Below are 17,225 nucleotides of genomic sequence, written 5' to 3' on the forward strand. Positions count from 1 at the left end.
AAAGCCTTAAGGAGTTTGAAGAGATATGGAGATGCAAGGATCATTAATGGAGCAGGCCCAGGCCGAGCTGCAAAAATATTACGGTTATCCCGATTTCCGGGACGGCCAGAAAAAAATTGTGAACAATCTGCTGGAAGGCCGCGATACGCTGGGCATTCTGCCTACCGGAGGCGGTAAGTCCATCTGCTATCAGGTTCCGGCGCTGCTGCAGCCGGGGCTTACCCTGGTCGTCTCACCGCTGATCTCCCTGATGAAGGATCAGGTGGATGCTCTTACGACGGCAGGGATTCCGGCTGCTTATATCAACAGCACCCTGAGCGGCAAGGAAGTGAATGAGCGCATCCGTGCGGCCCGCCGCGGCGACTTGAAGCTGCTCTATGTAGCTCCCGAGCGTCTGGAGCTGGACTGGTTCCGCCTGGAGATGGCGGGACTGAACATCTCCTGCGTAGCTGTGGATGAGGCGCACTGCGTCTCGCAGTGGGGCCATGACTTCCGCACCAGTTATCTGGCAGTGTCCCCGTTCGTGGAGCAGCTGCCGCAGCGTCCGATTCTGGCGGCCTTCACCGCTACAGCTACCCCGGAGGTCATGGAGGATATGGTCCGGCTGCTGCGCCTGCGCGAGCCGGGCGTCTTCATGACCGGACTTGGCCGCGACAATCTGGCGATGTCCGTGCTGCGCGGAGAGAACAAGCGCGAGTTCGTGCTGGATTACGCGGCTCAGCATGCCCATCAGCCGGGCATCGTGTATGCCGCCACCCGCAAGGAGGTGGATGATCTCTATCAGCGCCTCCAGGCCGCAGGAATCACCGCCGGGCGCTATCATGCCGGAATGAACGACCAGGAGCGGGCGGACAGCCAGGAAGGCTTCCTCTATGACGATATCCGCGTCATGGTCGCCACGAATGCCTTCGGGATGGGGATCGACAAGTCTAACGTGCGTTATGTCATCCATTACAATATGCCGAAGAACATGGAAGCTTATGTTCAAGAGGCGGGACGTGCCGGGCGTGACGGGGAGCCGAGCGATTGTATCCTCCTGTTCAGTGCGCAGGATATCATGACCCAGAAATTCCTGATTGAGCAGAACCCGCAGGACCCGGAACGTAAAGCCAACGAATACCGCAAGCTCCAGCAGATGATTGAATACTGCTATACCACCCGCTGCCTGCGCAGTGCGCAGCTCGACTATTTCGGCGAGAGTCATGACGATGATCACTGCGGGATTTGCAGCTCCTGTACCGACGAGCGTGAGCTGGTCGATATCACCGTTGAAGCGCAGAAGATCTTCTCCTGCATCCACCGGATGCGGGAGCGTTACGGCGTGGCGCTGGTCTCATCCGTGCTGAAGGGCTCACGTAACCAGAAGGTGCTGCAATACGGCTTCGAGAAGCTGCCGACTCACGGCGCTATGTCCAGCCGCAGCGAGAAGGAGATTACCGAGATCATCAATATGCTGATCTCGGAAGGATATCTGGCCTTGTCCGAAGGCCAGTATCCGGTGGTCCGGCTGCAGCCGCTGGCAGCCGAGGTGCTGCGCGGCCAGCGCCAGGTGCATCAGCGCGTGGCCCGCACACTGGTCACCTCCGGCACGCGGGACCGCAGCCGCTCGCGCGATACTTCACCGTCTGCGGTCAACGAGACGGTGTTCGAGCAGCTGCGTCTGATCCGCCGCGAGCTGGCGGGGCGCGAGCATGTGCCGTCGTACATCATTTTCAATGATGCGACGCTGCGTGAGATGAGCGTGGTTTGTCCGCAGACAGAAGCGGAGATGCTGAGGGTGAAGGGTGTCGGTGAAGTGAAGTACCGGAAGTACGGCAAGGCCTTCCTGGAGTTTTTTCAAAATGACATGTAAAGAAGGTTATAAGGCATGAGAATCATCCTGGCCACATTAAATGCCAAATATATTCATACCTCGCTTGCGATCCGGCTGCTGAAGGCGTATAGCGAGCATGAGTTCGAGGATATCCTTTTGGCGGAATATACCATCAAAGATCCCGCGATGAACATCGTGTCTGACCTTTTTCAGAAGCAGCCGGATGTGATTGGCTTCTCCTGTTACATTTGGAACATCGAGGAGACCATCAAGCTGGTCGGTATTCTCAAGCAGGTCATGCCGGAGGTCAAGATTGTGCTGGGCGGGCCGGAGGTATCCTATGAGCCGCTCTACTGGATGAAGCGGGAGGCCGGAGTGGACTTTGTCGTGAACGGTGACGGGGAAGAGACCTTCCACCATCTGCTGCAGGAGATCCGGGATGAGCACAAGTACCATTTCGTATACGGTGCGGCTTACCGCAAGGGGGAAGAGCTTATCGTTAATCCTCCCCGTCCCAAAAGTGATCTTAACACCCTGCCGACCCCGCACCGCTTCGCGGAGGATCTGCCGGAGCTTAGCAAGCGTATCGTGTATTTTGAGACGAGCCGGGGCTGTCCCTTCAACTGCCAATTCTGCCTGTCCAGCATTGAGGTGGGCGTGCGTTATTATGATATCGAACGGGTGAAGTCCGATCTGCTCTATCTGATTGAGGGCGGGGCCAAGGTGATCAAGTTCCTGGACCGCACGTTCAATATCAACCGCAATTATGCGATGGAGATGTTCCAGTTCCTGATCGATAATCATCAGGGCTGCGTGTTCCAGTTCGAGATTACCGCTGATATTATGCGTCCCGAGGTGCTGGATTTCCTGGCGCAGAACGCCCCTCCGGGCGTTTTCCGCTTCGAGATCGGCGTCCAGTCGACGAATGACGAGACCAATGAGCTGGTCAAGCGCCGCCAGAACTTCACCAAGCTGTCGCGCACTGTGATGAAGATCAAGGCCAGCGGCAACATCGACCAGCATCTCGATCTGATCGCCGGATTGCCAATGGAGGATTACGACACCTTCCGCAAGACGTTTAATGACGTCTTCGCCATGGAGCCGGAGGAGCTGCAATTAGGGTTCCTCAAAATGCTGCGCGGCACCGGGCTGCGCGCCCAGGCCGCCAAATATGACTATACGTATATGGAGCATGCGCCATACGAAATTCTCAGCAGCCATGTGATGCCGTTCGCCGATATTATCCGGCTCAAGCGGCTGGAGGATGTGCTGGAGAAGTACTGGAACAGCCAGCGGCTGGCTCATTCGGTCAAGTACCTGATCCGCCATGTCTTCCCGTCTCCGTTCGACTTCTTCCAGGAGTTCGGTGACTACTGGGAAGAGCGGGGCTGGCAGAAGATCGGGCATCAGCTGGAGGATCTGTTCACCCGGCTGCATGACTTCCTGACGGACCGGGGCACGGCCTCTATGGACATAGTCACCGGCCTGATGAAGCTGGACTACTTCCTCGCCCACAAGTACAAGCCCCGCAAGATCTGGTGGGACGATGTGCTTGATAAAGCGGAGTGGGCGAAGCACCTGAAGCAGATCGCCAGTCAGCCGGAGCTAATCTCGGCCAAGCTGGCGGAGGCCGGACTTAGCGAGCGGGAGCTCCAGAAGTTCATCGTGCTCGACGAGCTGCCGTTCCGGCTCGATCCGGTGCTGGAATCGATCAGCGGGCTGCGCTATGACGGGGAGCTTGGCGCTGAGGCGGAGGTTGGAGCTTCTGGCGAAGGTGAAGCAGTTGCCGCAATCAAGGCAGAAGTATCGCCTCCGGCGGTTGCCGGGGGAGGCGGGAGTGAAGGCCGGGCGGCTGCAACGGCGGTCGCCGCCGGGAGCGGGACGGCCCTGCCGGGTCCGCACCCCGGGGCAAGCGATGGCCGCACGCTGCTGGTCGTCCTGTATCAGCAGGACGAGAGCCAGCGGGCGCAGTATTATACGCTGCCTTTGTAGGGGAATGCCCCTGACTACACTGGACACCTGCCTGCCGATGCGGATGTATGCGAAAAACCGGACACATCCGGCGTTCCGTGGGCGCGTGAACCAAGTGTAATCGAAAAACCGACCACATTCGGCGTTGCGTGCCCACGTGGTCCAAGTGTAATCGAAAAACCGACCATATTTGGCGCTGAGTGCCCACGTGGGCCAAATGTAATCGAAAAACCGACCACATTCGGCGTTGCGTGTGCGAGTGAGCCAAATGTAATCGAAAAACCGACCACATTCGGCGTTGCGTGCCCACGTGGGCCAAATGTAATCGAAAAACCGACCATATTTGGCGCTGAGTGGGCCCGTGGTCGAAATGTAATCGAAAAACCGACCACATTCGGCGAAGCGGCCGCAAGGGAGCATGAGCGGGAGTCGGTTACCTATGGGGGGCATACAGTTGAGTCAGGAGCAGCACATATCATTGTTTAGATACGGTGACGAGCACGGGGAGCAATTCAAGGACCAGTTACTTGGCTTTAAGCTTCCGGCGGAGCAGTTGCAGTTCACCGGACTGCCGGAGGAGACGCTTCAGGATATCAAGGAGGATGCCGGTAAGGAGGGAGTGGTCATTACCTGTGGAGAACGGGCGGTGGGCTTCTTCATCCTTCATACTGGTGAAGGTATCTCGAATTTCTACCAGGACTACGAAGGAGCAGTTCTTCTCCGGGCCTTCCTGATGGACTGCGCCAGCCAGGGCCGCGGGTTCGCCAAAGCAGCGATGGCACTGCTGCCGGATTTTGTGCGCTGTCACTACCCTGAAGCCCGGCAGATTGTGCTGGCTGTGAATGAACGCAATACCGCCGCCAGTCAGCTATATCTCCGTGCCGGATTTCAGGATCACGGCCTGCGGCGCAGTGGTAGCAAGGGAACACAGCTGATTTTGCAATATGCGCTGTCTGGCGGGAGTGTGGGGGATTTGGGCGATGGATAGTTGCGATGAAATGTATAACCGTCTTACGGAGCTATTCACCCGCAATACACTGCTAATGGATATTTTTAAGCGTGCCCAAGGCTTGGCCCCGTTCCCTTACTACATAGGTGCAGGATGCTTGGTGCAAACGGTGTGGAATGAGCTTACCGGGCGTGCGCCGGGGTACGGAATTAGTGACATCGATATTATTTACTATGATGCAGCTGATCTGAGTTATGCTGCTGAGGATAAGGTGGTTGCGAAGGGCAAGAAGCTTTTTGCGGGAATTGCTATCCCGGTCGATCTCAAGAATCAGGCCCGAGTTCATCTGTGGTACCCCCAGAAGTTCGGTGTGGAGATCCAGCCCTACACATCGCTGGAAGCTGCAATTAATAGCTGGCCAACCACGGTGACTTCTCTGGGAGCACGGCTTGAGCTGAACGGTGACTGGAAGGTTTATGCCCCATTTGGTCTGGAGGATTTATTTCAATTAATTCTACGCCCCAACAAAGCACTGATCAGCGAGAAGATCTACGAAGCGAAGACGCAGAAATGGAAGTCGAAGTGGCCGGAGCTTACGGCGGTTCCTTGGTAGAATATATGTAAAGTTGGGGGAATATCAGTGACGCAATTCTATCTTATCCGCCATGGTGAACCGCAGTGGGATGTTAACGAGCAGTACAAGTTGAAGGGGCATGGCCGGGACCTGGTTCCGCTTACCGATGCAGGAGCTGAACAGGTGTCTCTGGCAGCACGGGATGAGCGTCTACGGGATGCTGAACTGATCGTCTCTTCTCCGTACACACGTGCTCTTCAGACCGCTGCAATTTTATCCAAGGAATTGGGTTTGGACATAAGGATTGAATTCGGTCTCAGAGAATGGCAGCCCGACTTAACTTTTGAATATGATTCATTGGAGCGGCTGGCAGAACTGGGGAGTGATTACGATGCTCATCATGGAGTGTACCCTCCCGGGGCAACTAAGCTGTGGGAATCCAAGGAACTGATGAGGAAGCGTGTGGAGAAGGTGATTAACCAATATTTGGGCTTCCAAAAGGTGATATTGCCGGACACGGTATGGCTTTTCGTACCTTGTTAGGAGAATTAGCTGAAATTCCACATGCCTCAATCAGCGAGTATACTAAAGTGAACACCTAGTTGTATTGGCTCTTTCCCTGCCTATCCTTCTAAATCGTGAATGGGGGAACGATGCATGCAACCGAAATTAATCTTAATCGAGGGTCTACCCGGCTTCGGGAAGTCCACAGCGGCACAGCTGGTTTACGAAATTCTTACGGAGGCGGGCAATAATGCTCAGCTATTCCTTGAGGGGAATTTGGATCATCCGGCGGATTATGACGGCGCCGCTTGTCTTACAAAGGCAGAGTACGATGAGCTGCTGGGGATGTGGGCCGATTCAAGGCATATATTAAGTCCGCGGACAACTTTTCATGACGGCTATTACCTTGTCGAATACCGGAAAATAGTAAATGAACACGAGCCTCTCCTTCCAAAGGAATGGATGGACACATTAGCCCGGAAGGATATCTATGAATTGCCGCTGGCTCAGCACAGAGAACTGATCACAGCAAAATGGCGGCAGTTTACAGAGAAGGCGCTACAGGGAACGGACACGTATGTGTTTGATTGCTGTTTTATCCAGAATCCTGTGACCATGGGGATGATCAAGCACGATGTTGCCGAGGAGTACATGATAGGCTACATTCAGGAGCTGGAGGCCATCATTAAGCCATTGAATCCGCTGCTGATTGTTATTGAACAGGACGATCTGGAGCATTCTTTCCGCAAAGCTGTCCGCGAGAGACCCCAAGAGTGGTCGGAAGGGTTCATCAAATATTACATCACCCAGGGGTATGGCTTAGGACAGGGCCACCAGGGCTTAGAAGGAACGCTTCAGGTTCTTGAGGCAAGACGGGAACTGGAAGAGAAGATATATGACGGCCTAACTATCGCCAAGAAAAAAGCAAATAACTCTTCGTATGATTTAAATGCCTACAAACAGGCTTTAGCGGAGGTTTTAGCAGAATATTTTTAGCGCGGCAACCGGCCGCAGTTAGGCCAACAAGATGCTGAAATCCTGGTTCAGGCTCTGGACGGAATGAAGCTCTTCGGATATGTCGGGCCGCTGGCAAATCTCGGGTATAGTACAGCCGCTATGGCAGTTTGGAGCTGCCCGTGAAAGCTATGAACAGCGGTTTACTCCTGAAGCCAGCGATGCGCTAGCGGTGCTGCTGCTGGAACTGCCACCAGCCTTGCGCTGGCACCGGAAGCAGGAGGTCCACCGTCATCTCGCCGGTCATCAGGGCGAGATTCGGGCAGCCGATATTCATACAGCATGGCTGCAACTTGCAAATAGGGAGTGAGAAAATTTGAAGCTGCAGGAATGTTACGGCTTATGGATGTCCGGCCAGTGGCACAAGGCCGGGAAATACAAGGACTTATATAATCCATACAGCGGGGAAGTATTGGCACGGATTGCCCAGGCAGATGCCTCTGAGGGAGTGCGGGCAATCGAGGCGGCTCACGAAGCCTTTGCTGTCTTCGGGCGGATGACGGCCTATCAGCGCAGCGAGATTCTATACCGGGTGGCCGGGCTGATTGACGAGCGCAGGGAAGAACTGGCCCGGGTGATAGCAATGGAAGCGGCCAAGCCCCTCAAGGCAGCCAGAGGCGAAATTGCCCGGACCGTGGAGACCTACCGTTTTGCAGCCGAAGCTGCAAAACAGGTGACCGGTGAGCAGGTTGCGATGGATGCGGCTGAAGGCGGACACCAGCATTTCGGCTTTACAATCCGGGTCCCCATCGGGGTTGTAACAGCTATTACTCCGTTTAATTTTCCGTTTAATCTGGTAGCCCATAAGGTGGGACCGGCCCTTGCGGCCGGCAACACCATTGTGTTGAAACCGGCGGAGCAGACACCGCTAAGCGGGTTGCTGCTTGCCGGGCTGTTTCAAGAGGCGGGGCTGCCGGCCGGAGTGCTGAATATTGTGACCGGTGAGGGAGCGGAGCTGGGGGAAGTACTGACGACCCATCCGCTGGTCCGCAAGATCAGCTTTACCGGGAGCTATGCCGTGGGCCAGCTGATTCAGCGGCAGGCGGGTTTGCGCCGCACCACTCTGGAGCTTGGGTCCAACGCTGCTTTGATTATTGATGAGAACACAGACATTGCGGCGGTTGCCGCCCGGTGTGTCAGTGGTGCTTTTGCCTATAACGGGCAAGTCTGTATTTCCTTGCAGCGGATTCTAGTCCATCAATCGCTCTATGAAGAATTCAAACAACATTTTGTCACAGCAGCAGCAAAGCTTATAACCGGGTCCCCGCTGGAAGAAGCTACGGATGTGACCTCACTGATTTCGGAGAAGGCGGCAGACCGTATTATGAATTGGATCGGGGAAGCCGTGGCAGGCGGCGCTGTGATCGAAACAGGCGGCCTGCGCTCAGCCAGAAATATTATTGCCCCTACCCTGTTGACTCAGGTGCCCCGCAGCGCCAAGGTATGGACAGAGGAGATATTCGGACCCGTTGCGGTGCTTCTGCCCTTTGACCACTGGGAGGAGGCAATCCGCGAGGTGAATTCTTCACGCTACGGTTTGATGGCGGGGGTGTATACCTCTGACATCAAGCGCGCTTTTCAGGCTGCCCGTGAACTTGAGGCCGGCGGTGTAGTCGTTAATGATATTCCGACGTTCAGAGTGGATCATATGCCGTATGGCGGTGTGAAAGACAGCGGTAAGGGAACCGAAGGCGTTGCTTACGCCGTACAGGAGATGACACAGCTGAAGCTGATATCTTTTAATGTGTAGAGACCGGTTACGCAATTCCAATAAACACAAGGCAGCGATCCTCCCAATAAGAGGGGAATCGCTGCCTTGTTGTTTTTGTTAATAACTAATCATGGACCCGGCAGGGAGATGGCGGGCGAGCCAGTCCAGCACATCGGCCGTGACCTCGTCCCGGTTGACCTCATTCAGCATCTCATGCCTTCCTCCCGGATACAGCTTGCATTCTACATCCTGAAGCCCCTGCTTCCGGTATAGCTCAGCCAGACGCATCACCCCTTGACCGTTCATCCCCACAGGGTCCTTCTCGCCCGCAAACAGGTAGACCGGCTTGTCGCTGCATAGGTGCTGAAGAGTGGACCTGGTATGAAGCTCACGCAGCAAATGGAAGAAGTCCCGGAAGAAGCGGGTGGTGCAGATCGCCCCGCAGTACGGGTCTGCAATGAACTTATCTACCTCCTCCGGATCACTGCTGAGCCAGTCAAAAGCTGTGCGGACCGGAGAGAAGGACCGGTTATAAGCGCCGAAAACAATGCCATTCAGCAGTACACTGCGGTGATGGTCGCCCTGCAGCCTTAACTGCATAGCCGACAAGGATTCTGCCAGCCGCAGCATGCTCCGGGGACCATTGGTGCCGCTGAGGATGAAGCCGCTGTAAATCTCATGCCCCTCTTCGCACATGAGCTTCTGAGCCAGAAACGAACCCATGCTGTGCGCGAACAGGTAGATCGGGGCATGCTCATGCCGGGAGCAGGCAACTCCCGCAAGCTGCAGCAGGTTGCGCCGCATCCAGTAGAAGCCGTTCTCCCCGCTGTCACCGAGCAGGTTGACTCTGCCGGCGGTAAGTCCATGCCCCCGGTGGTCATTGGCATACACGGCATAACCGGCTGCGGTAAGCGCCGAAGCGAACCGGGCATACCGCGCAGCCGTCTCACACATCCCGTGTGCAATCTGCACAATCCCCCGGATCTCCGTTCCCGTGTCCGGCAGCCATTCATAGACATGGATTTTGACATCTAAGGGATCAGTCATGGTAAAAGTGTTCTCAGTCATCGCCTGTCCTCCTGAAAGTGAAATTCAGCATTCCTAGCGTAAAGAGTACCTGGTGCTACACTGATCCAAGTGAAATGCAGTCTGGCTTCTTACGGCAGATAGGAGCGCAGCACCGTAGATTGTCCTTCAATGCTGTAAGCGCCAAGGCTGGACGGAAGCAGATAGCATTCGCCCGCTGCGTATGGCTGGGAGCCGCCGTCCCAGATCAGGTGGCCGCTGCCTTCGCAGATCACCAGGATGGTGAAGCTGTCATCGGTGGTGGCGAGCTGCCATTCGCCGGACACCAGACCTTTTTCCACGATAAAATAAGGGGAGGAGGCAATCTGCAGCCATTCACCGGCCACTGCACCATCGGTCTTCATCGAAGTCGCTCCTGCGCCTTCATAAGCGGTAACATTCAGGGAATCCTCGATATGCAGCTCACGCGGCTTCCCGTCCAGACCCGGACGGTCATAATCGTAAATCCGGTATGTAGTGTCAGAGTTCTGCTGGATCTCCGCTACAACGACACCAGCGCACAAGGCATGTACTGTCCCTGCGGGGATATAGAAAGAGTCACCGGCAGCTACAGTCACTTCCTGCAGGCTGTCCATAACCGTTCCGTTCTCCAGCGCGTCCTTCAGCATCTCGCGGGTGACGCCTTCCTTCAGGCCGTAGATGATTTTGGCGCCTGGCTTGGCGTCCAGCACGTACCACATTTCGGTTTTGCCCAGCTCGCCCTTGGGGAGTCCGGCATAATCATCCGTAGGATGCACCTGCACGGAGAGGTTGTCATTGCAATCCAGCAGCTTGATCAGCAGCGGGAATCTTCCGCCTTCTTCCGTGATGCCCTTGCTGCCGAACCACTCGTGCCCGAACTGCTCACGGATGGCATCCAGGCCTTGTCCGGCCAGCTCGCCGTTGACTACTGAGGAGGTGCCGTTCGGATGATCGGCAATCATCCAGCCTTCGCCGATATGGCCTTCCGGCAGATCCAGGCCGAATTTCTCCAGCGCTCGGCCTCCCCAGACACGTTCTTTGAATTCCGGCTGAAATTTCAGAGGATATGGTTTCGTCATTACAACATCTTCCTTCCTGATAATAGAATTGGCGATTTGTCTTGTCCCGGTCTGTCAACCCGATGATGGTGTCCCGGGAAAATACAATCGCTGCGAAAACTGGGCGATTGCAATCTCTGATCAGCTTCTTTTCTTCTCTACAGCTACTACGTACGGTGCAGACTCGCGCTGAAGCTGGCGGTACACGATGGTCTGCGCGTCCTGTTGGGCCAGTCCGGCGGCCCAGGCTTCGACAGCGGCGGCTTCGCGGCCGCCGCCTTCGTGGCCGGGATACAGCACGGCCGTGATGATCCCGCCCGGGCGGAGCAGCGCAAGCGACGCCTCCAGCGCGGCCAGCGTGCTTCCCGGCTCGGTGATGATAGTCTTATCGGCATCGCCTGCAGGCAGATAGCCGAGGTTGAACATCACCGCCGAGACCGTTCCGCGCCAAGCGGGCGGAACGGCTGCAGCCATGGCTGCATGGCTCTGCAGCAGCAGCGTCACGGGAGCCAGCGCAGCAGGCGCTTCCTCCCGGGCCAGCCGCAGGCGCTCGCCGGCAAGAGCCAGCGCCTGCGGCTGGATGTCGAACCCGTACACCCCGCCGCGCGGCCCGGCCGCTTTGGCGAGGAACAGGGTGTCGGCGCCGGTTCCCACGGTGGCGTCGATAGCCCGTCCGCCGGGCGGGAGCCGCTCAGCGGTCAGCTTATGGGCGAAGCTAAGGACAGACAGGAAGCCCATCAGCCCTTCCTCCAGTACTTACCCTGCCAGGTGTCCCTGGCAACCAGCTCCTGGTCAATGGCATTCAGCACTTCCCACTTCTTGAGGCTCCACATCGGGCCGATCAGAGCATCGCGCGGGGCATCGCCGGTCAAGCGGTGGACGATCATGTCCGGCGACAGAATTTCCAGCGAGTCGGCAATGAGCTTCACATATTCATCCTGCTCCAGGAACCGCAGCAGTCCGGCTTCATACTGCTTCACCATCGGCGTTTTGCGCATGAGGTGAAGCAGGTGGATTTTGATCCCCTGAACCCCCATATTCGCTACAGCAGCTACAGTCTCCAGCATCATCTCATGCGTTTCCTGCGGAAGACCGTGAATGATATGGGTACACACCCGGATGCCGTGACGGCGGAGCTTCGCAACAGCTTCAGTATAGCAGGCGGTATCATGCGCGCGGTTAATCAGATCCGAAGTGGACTGATGAATGGTCTGAAGCCCCATTTCCACCCATAGATAGGTGCGCTGGTTCAGCTCCGCGAGATACTCCACTACATCATCCGGCAGGCAGTCGGGGCGGGTGGCAATGGCGAGGCCGACAACCCCGGGCTGCTGCAAAATGACTTCATAATATTCCCTTAGCTCCTCGACGGGAGCATACGTATTGGTATAGGCCTGGAAATAGCCGATATATTTGGCATTCGGCCATTTCTGATGCTGGCGGTCGCGGATATGGTTGAACTGGGTGACCAGATCATCCCGGCGGCTTCCGGCGAAATCGCCTGACCCTCTGGCACTGCAGAATGTACAGCCTCCTTTGGCGATGGAACCGTCACGGTTCGGACAGGTGAAGCCCGCATCGAGCATGACCTTGAACACCTTGGTATCCATCTGCCCGCGCATTTCGTAGTTCCAGGTATGGAACCGTTTATCCCCCCACAGAAGCGGAGAGGAGGCCTGTAAAAGATTAGACATGTGCAGCTCCTTTCATTAACCTTCCCATTGTATCAAAAATCCGTGATGAACGTAACAATCCCTCCCGGAATTCCGCCGAAAAAAAACTAAAAATAGGCTGTGAATTACCGCTATTCGGCTTGAAAATGCTTACACATTATGTTATATTTAAAGTGTTAAAAAGCCGCTGCAGCAACCACAATCTTATGCTTGAATTCATAATTTCGTGTCGTCCGGTCCATACTAAACCTTAGAGGTGATAACGATGAATTCTCCAACGGTATTTGCTGATAACAAAGGTTCGATTGATGTGCAGCTGACTCCCGATGAAGCTCTCGCCCTGACAGGCGTAGAATTCAACGGCAACCACAAGATCAAGACAGAAGCGCAGCGGAAGATCCGCAATGCGTTCGAGAAGACCTTCGAGTTCGATAAATAAATGGCAGTCCGCTGAACGGCGGGCCGGTATTACAGATACAACACGCACGGAACTTTCGACCAGTCCAACAGGGGCGGGATGGAGGTTCCTTTTCTTTTGCTGAAATCCCTTTACTTTTGCCGGTAAGTTCGGCACAATATTGCAAGTGGCATTTATCCTATTCACAGATAAGGCAATAAAGAGATAAGCGGAGGAGTACCTATGCGTTTACGCGGAAGAAAAGGAATACGTGAAAGTCTTGAGGAGCAGACCGATCTGGTCATCCTGGAACCACGCAGCCTGAAGGGGCGCTGGTCCGAATTGTTCGGCAATGATCATCCGATTCATGTGGAGTTCGGAATGGGCAAGGGACAGTTTATCAGTCAAATGAGCTTCAAATACCCGGAGATTAATTTCATCGGCGTGGATATGTATGACGAGCTGGTGCGGCGCGCAGCCGAGAAGGCCCGGAATGTATGGGAGCCGGCAGGAGAAGAGACACCGCCCAACGTGAGAGTGGCCTTGGCCAATATCGATTACGCGGAGGAAGTGTTCGCTCCAGGGGAGCTGGAACGGATCTATCTCAACTTCAGTGATCCCTGGCCGAAAAGCAAGCATGCCCGCCGCCGTCTGACGCATCCGCGTTTTCTGGATAAATACCGCGGACTGCTCAGTCCGCTCGGCGAGATCCATTTGAAGACGGATTCCCGCAGCCTGTTTGAATTCTCGCTTAATGCCTTTGCGGACTATGGCCTGCAGATGAAGAATATTTCGCTTGACCTGCATGAGGGCGGCGTGATCAACGAAGAGCATGTAATGACCGAATACGAGACCAAGTTCTATGGACGGGGCGTGAACATTCACCGCTGCGAGGCAATTGTCGGAGACGAGGCGCTGAAGCAATATCAGGCCACCCGTCTGGACAAGTACCGCCTCTAGGCTGCATTACCTGCAATTACAGCAAAAGGCAGTCCGGTTCATTCATACCGGACTGCCTTTTGCGTTCTTACCTGCTTCTCTACTCCCCATGTTCTGCGCGCGGTTTATCCAGCATATCAATAATGCTTTGGGCGCTTTGCAGCGGGTTGTACCTGGAGATGGCCTCCAGATGGGCCTTGCGCGCCGCACGGACATTCCCGTAATCATTCAGCAGCCGCTCCATCCACCGGTCAACTACATCGAGGGAGCTGATCGGCTCTCCCAGTCCGGCGGCAGTGAAGTACCGGCAGTTCTCTTCTTCCTGGCCCGGCAGCGGAGAGTGGAAGAGCATCGGAATGCCCTTGGCCAAGCCTTCGCTGCAGGTCATGCCGCCCGGCTTGGTGACCAGCAGGTCGGACACCTCCATCAGCTTGTCAATCTCCCGGGTGAAGCCCAGCAGCCGGATGTTGGGATGCCTGAACCGCGGGTCTTGCATCATCTCCTGCAGCAGCTTGTCATTCTGGCCGAGGCAGAACACAATCTGCACCTTGTCCCGCCATCCGGCCAGAGCCGCATTGACTACTTCGTCATTCATCATGCCCCATCCACCGCCCATGACCATGACCGTCGGAACACCAAGCAGCTTGAACTGCTCTTGAATGTCTTCCCGGCCGTGCTGCTCCCAGAAGCTCGGGTGGACAGGAATGCCGGTTACCCGGATCTTGAAGGCGGCAACGCCTCGGCGGCGCAGCTTCGCCTTGACCTCAGGGGTGGATACCAGATAGCGGTCCACCTGCGGGCTGATCCAGCTGGCATGGGCGTCATAATCTGTAATGACTGTAATCAGCGGAGCCTTCAGCGACGGGTGAAGCCGCTTCAGGCGTGAGATAACAGCACCGGGAATGAAGTGGGTACAGACGATAATGTTCGGATTCAGCTGCTTCACAATATTTTGGGCATGCGTATAAAACAAGCGGTGCAGGGCAAGTGTGGTAAGACGATTGAATGATTTCTGGTGACGGTACACATAGCCCATCAGCCGGGGCTGGGAGGTAACCGTCTTGCGGTATGCCGAGACAATGAGCGGGGCCACCTTGGGATTCAGGAAGCTCCCCAGCTCCAGCACCTTGGTCTGCACCTCTGGAGACAGCTTCCGCAGGCTGCTCGACAGCGCATATGCAGCCTGGGTATGCCCGGCACCGAAGCCCTCTGACAGCAATAATATTCTTTTTTTGCGCAATGTATAGTTCACCTGTTCCCTAGAGGTATTGACCGGCCGGCGCCCCTTAGGCATCATATCCAGAGGGCAAGCGTACCGGCTGCGACTCCAGACCCAATGACCGCTCCTGCGAGGACATCAGATGGATAATGCAGCCCGAGGTAGATCCGGGAGAAGCCGACTGTGCAGGCCAGAGGAAGCAGGACCGCAGTCAGGACAGGAAAGGCTATCATATAAGGAACCGTTGAGGCGAAGATAGCGGTCGTATGGCCTGAAGGAAAAGAATGATCCTTAAGCGGATTGCGGAACGTATTGGTGTCCGGCAGGGCCAGATAGGGCCGCAGGCGCGGGTAGAGCTTTTTGGCGATAGCGACGGGCACATGGCTTATCGCCAGCGCGGCCAGTGCCTGAAGTCCTGTAGTTCTCCATGGCTGCGGGCACACTGCCCAGACCAGGAGATTGATGCCGATCGCGCTTGTTGCACCTCCGAGATGAGTGAGGTAGAAGAGCCAGAAGTTCAGAAACGGATTGTGCATCCGTCCGTTAATCCATTGAAACACCCGCTGCTCCAGGAGATGCAGTTTCTTGAATAAAGGTCTCATATCATGTCCCTCCGATAGTCCGGCTAAAAGAGTTCTGGCGCAGCTTAAGCAGCAGATTTCACGGCCTGAAGCTGTCTTTATCATACTTTTTTAAGGTAGCCCGTTCAAGAAAAAGCTCGGGTCCGCTCGAAAAATGTCTCTTTTGACTTGTGAGCCCCAAAGCGACTACAATGATTCAAGCAGGAAGATCGCGTTTATAAGGTAACAGAGAAATAAGGAGCCAGCCAGTACACTGGAATCCATATTCATATCTTGTGAAACGGGACATAACACAATTCGGAATCCTGCCCGGAACTAAGGGGAAATTCTTGTCTACAGTAAGGGATGCAACAAAAGGGTCAGATAGAACGTTAGCAAGTTAGAGAGAGAAAAAGAGAAAAAACATCAAGATTTGGAAAAAGGGGGCATCTAAAGATCATGACAGACGCATTGTTTGTTACGCTCCAAGTGATCTTGGCGGCAATCGCAGTTTATCAGTTTGCATTTTCGCTGTTTGGACTGCGCAAGAAGAAGAACAAGGTTAGGCATGCGCCGCAAAAGTCATTTGCCGTACTGGTCGCCGCACACAACGAGGAAGAAGTGGTTGGCGCTCTGATGGAGAACCTGAAGCAGCTTAATTATCCCCAGGAACTTTACGATGTATTTGTCATCTGTGACAACTGTACGGATAATACCGCTGCGATCGTGCGGGAGCACGGCATGAATGCCTGTGTACGTACCAACAGCAACCTGCGCGGTAAAGGCTATGCCATCGAGTGGATGCTGAAGGAGCTGTGGGCGCTGCCCCGCCAGTACGACGCTGTAGTCATGTTCGATGCCGACAACCTCGCACATACAGAGTTCCTGACAGAGATGAACAACGATCTGTGTTCAGGCGGACGGGTCATTCAAGGCTACATTGATACGAAGAACCCGGAGGATTCCTGGATCACGGCTGCTTACGGCGTATCCTACTGGTACATCAACCGGCTGTGGCAGCTGTCGCGCCATAATCTGAAGATGGCCAACTTCCTCGGCGGTACAGGCATGTGCTTCGAGACGAATCTGCTGAAGGAAATGGGCTGGGGGGCAACCAGTCTGGTTGAGGATTTGGAATTCACCATGCGCAGCGCCTCCAAGGGCGTATATCCAAAGTTTAATTATGATGCCAAAGTATTCGATGAGAAGCCGCTTACTTTCAAGGCTTCCTCCAGACAGCGTCTGCGCTGGATGCAGGGTCATTTCACCGTAGCCCGCCGTTACTTCTTCCCGCTGCTGTGGCAGGGGATCAAGGAACGCAGCCTGACGAAGTTCGACCTGGCACTGTATGGAGCTAACGTATACATTGTGTTGCTTACGTTCCTGATGACTGCCGTAATGTTTGTGGATAATGCTGTGTTTGGCGGTCCGCATATTGCGAATATTTACGGACATCTGCCGCTGTGGCTCGGGTACTTTGCCGTAGGGGCGAACATTCTGACCTTCCTGCTGGCCATGGCGCTGGAGCGGGTGAAGTTCAAGAAGGTCTATCTGTACCTGCTGGTGTTCCCGGTCTATCTGCTCTCGTGGTATCCCATCACGTTCTATGCGTTCTTCACGCAGAACAACAAGCAGTGGAGTCATACCAAGCATACGCGCGTAGTCCGGCTGGAGGAAGTGCAGAGCAAGCAGGTTTCATAATTCGCACTGTAAATTAATAATTTCTGAGGATGTTGACATCTTCAGTCTGATGATGTATAGTATTCAAGTGTGCAAAACATAGGGATTGCAAGCAG

17 protein-coding genes are annotated in these 17,225 nt (G+C 55.1%); 11 read left to right on the top strand and 6 right to left on the bottom strand.

Annotated elements, in window-relative coordinates; all coding sequences use genetic code 11:
• The first annotated feature begins 25 nt into the window (after positions 1 to 25).
• The 8 genes from recQ to NST26_RS06125 all read left to right on the top strand — a co-directional run bounded on the left by recQ (position 26) and on the right by NST26_RS06125 (position 8,575).
• Positions 26 to 1,852, top strand: a complete 1,827-nt coding sequence (gene recQ, locus NST26_RS06090) for a DNA helicase RecQ (protein WP_036727639.1) — start codon at positions 26 to 28, stop codon at positions 1,850 to 1,852.
• A gap of 15 nt (positions 1,853 to 1,867) precedes the next feature.
• The gene (locus NST26_RS06095; RefSeq protein ID WP_340978831.1) at positions 1,868 to 3,805 is read left to right on the top strand and encodes a B12-binding domain-containing radical SAM protein; all 1,938 of its coding nucleotides are present in this window, start codon (positions 1,868 to 1,870) and stop codon (positions 3,803 to 3,805) included.
• A 457-nt stretch (positions 3,806 to 4,262) separates the two neighbouring features.
• The gene (locus tag NST26_RS06100; RefSeq protein ID WP_339313101.1) at positions 4,263 to 4,772 is read left to right on the top strand and encodes a GNAT family N-acetyltransferase; all 510 of its coding nucleotides are present in this window, start codon (positions 4,263 to 4,265) and stop codon (positions 4,770 to 4,772) included.
• The gene (locus NST26_RS06105) at positions 4,765 to 5,346 is read left to right on the top strand and encodes a nucleotidyltransferase family protein (protein ID WP_340978833.1); all 582 of its coding nucleotides are present in this window, start codon (positions 4,765 to 4,767) and stop codon (positions 5,344 to 5,346) included. Before NST26_RS06100 ends, NST26_RS06105 begins: the two co-directional genes overlap by 8 nt.
• A gap of 27 nt (positions 5,347 to 5,373) precedes the next feature.
• The gene (locus tag NST26_RS06110) at positions 5,374 to 5,850 is read left to right on the top strand and encodes a histidine phosphatase family protein (protein ID WP_340955407.1); all 477 of its coding nucleotides are present in this window, start codon (positions 5,374 to 5,376) and stop codon (positions 5,848 to 5,850) included.
• A gap of 114 nt (positions 5,851 to 5,964) precedes the next feature.
• Complete coding sequence (locus NST26_RS06115; RefSeq protein ID WP_340955405.1) at positions 5,965 to 6,807, top strand: hypothetical protein; 843 nt, start codon at positions 5,965 to 5,967, stop codon at positions 6,805 to 6,807.
• 79 nt (positions 6,808 to 6,886) lie between these two features.
• Positions 6,887 to 7,135, top strand: coding sequence for a hypothetical protein (locus NST26_RS06120; protein WP_340978835.1), 249 nt, complete (start codon positions 6,887 to 6,889; stop codon positions 7,133 to 7,135).
• Positions 7,136 to 7,171: 36 nt separating this feature from the next.
• The gene (locus tag NST26_RS06125; RefSeq protein WP_340757849.1) at positions 7,172 to 8,575 is read left to right on the top strand and encodes an aldehyde dehydrogenase family protein; all 1,404 of its coding nucleotides are present in this window, start codon (positions 7,172 to 7,174) and stop codon (positions 8,573 to 8,575) included.
• A gap of 78 nt (positions 8,576 to 8,653) precedes the next feature.
• On the opposite strand, the gene NST26_RS06130 is transcribed toward NST26_RS06125, so the two are convergent.
• The 4 genes from NST26_RS06130 to NST26_RS06145 all read right to left on the bottom strand — a co-directional run bounded on the left by NST26_RS06130 (position 8,654) and on the right by NST26_RS06145 (position 12,335).
• Positions 8,654 to 9,604 carry an alpha/beta hydrolase gene (locus NST26_RS06130; protein ID WP_340955402.1) on the bottom strand — a complete coding sequence of 317 codons (951 nt, stop codon included), beginning with the start codon at positions 9,602 to 9,604 and terminating at the stop codon, positions 8,654 to 8,656.
• Positions 9,605 to 9,693: 89 nt separating this feature from the next.
• Positions 9,694 to 10,662 (bottom strand): type I phosphomannose isomerase catalytic subunit, encoded by a 969-nt coding sequence (locus NST26_RS06135; RefSeq protein WP_036727649.1) that lies wholly within the window; start codon positions 10,660 to 10,662, stop codon positions 9,694 to 9,696.
• Between the two features lie 120 nt (positions 10,663 to 10,782).
• Positions 10,783 to 11,379 (bottom strand): tRNA (mnm(5)s(2)U34)-methyltransferase, encoded by a 597-nt coding sequence (locus NST26_RS06140; RefSeq protein ID WP_036727651.1) that lies wholly within the window; start codon positions 11,377 to 11,379, stop codon positions 10,783 to 10,785.
• On the bottom strand, positions 11,379 to 12,335 hold the full coding sequence (locus tag NST26_RS06145) for a TIGR01212 family radical SAM protein (RefSeq protein ID WP_036727652.1): 957 nt from the start codon (positions 12,333 to 12,335) through the stop codon (positions 11,379 to 11,381). The genes NST26_RS06140 and NST26_RS06145 overlap by 1 nt, the downstream gene beginning before the upstream one ends.
• Before the next feature lie 244 nt (positions 12,336 to 12,579).
• On the opposite strand from NST26_RS06145, the gene NST26_RS06150 reads away from it, so the two are divergent.
• Entirely contained in the window at positions 12,580 to 12,753 is a 174-nt protein-coding gene (locus NST26_RS06150; RefSeq protein WP_179090500.1) for a hypothetical protein, read from the top strand.
• Positions 12,754 to 12,954: 201 nt separating this feature from the next.
• Positions 12,955 to 13,671, top strand: a complete 717-nt coding sequence (gene trmB, locus NST26_RS06155; RefSeq protein WP_076160578.1) for a tRNA (guanosine(46)-N7)-methyltransferase TrmB — start codon at positions 12,955 to 12,957, stop codon at positions 13,669 to 13,671.
• Positions 13,672 to 13,750: 79 nt separating this feature from the next.
• Here the strand turns inward: trmB and NST26_RS06160 are convergent, their stop codons facing one another.
• Entirely contained in the window at positions 13,751 to 14,890 is a 1,140-nt protein-coding gene (locus tag NST26_RS06160; protein WP_340955400.1) for an MGDG synthase family glycosyltransferase, read from the bottom strand.
• Between the two features lie 53 nt (positions 14,891 to 14,943).
• Complete coding sequence (locus NST26_RS06165; RefSeq protein WP_036727657.1) at positions 14,944 to 15,471, bottom strand: phosphatase PAP2 family protein; 528 nt, start codon at positions 15,469 to 15,471, stop codon at positions 14,944 to 14,946.
• A 417-nt stretch (positions 15,472 to 15,888) separates the two neighbouring features.
• On the opposite strand from NST26_RS06165, the gene NST26_RS06170 reads away from it, so the two are divergent.
• Complete coding sequence (locus tag NST26_RS06170; RefSeq protein WP_340955398.1) at positions 15,889 to 17,130, top strand: glycosyltransferase family 2 protein; 1,242 nt, start codon at positions 15,889 to 15,891, stop codon at positions 17,128 to 17,130.
• Positions 17,131 to 17,225 lie beyond the last annotated feature (95 nt).

Origin of the sequence: Paenibacillus sp. FSL R7-0128 (assembly GCF_038002245.1) — a bacterium.
GTDB lineage: Bacteria > Bacillota > Bacilli > Paenibacillales > Paenibacillaceae > Paenibacillus_AQ > Paenibacillus_AQ silagei.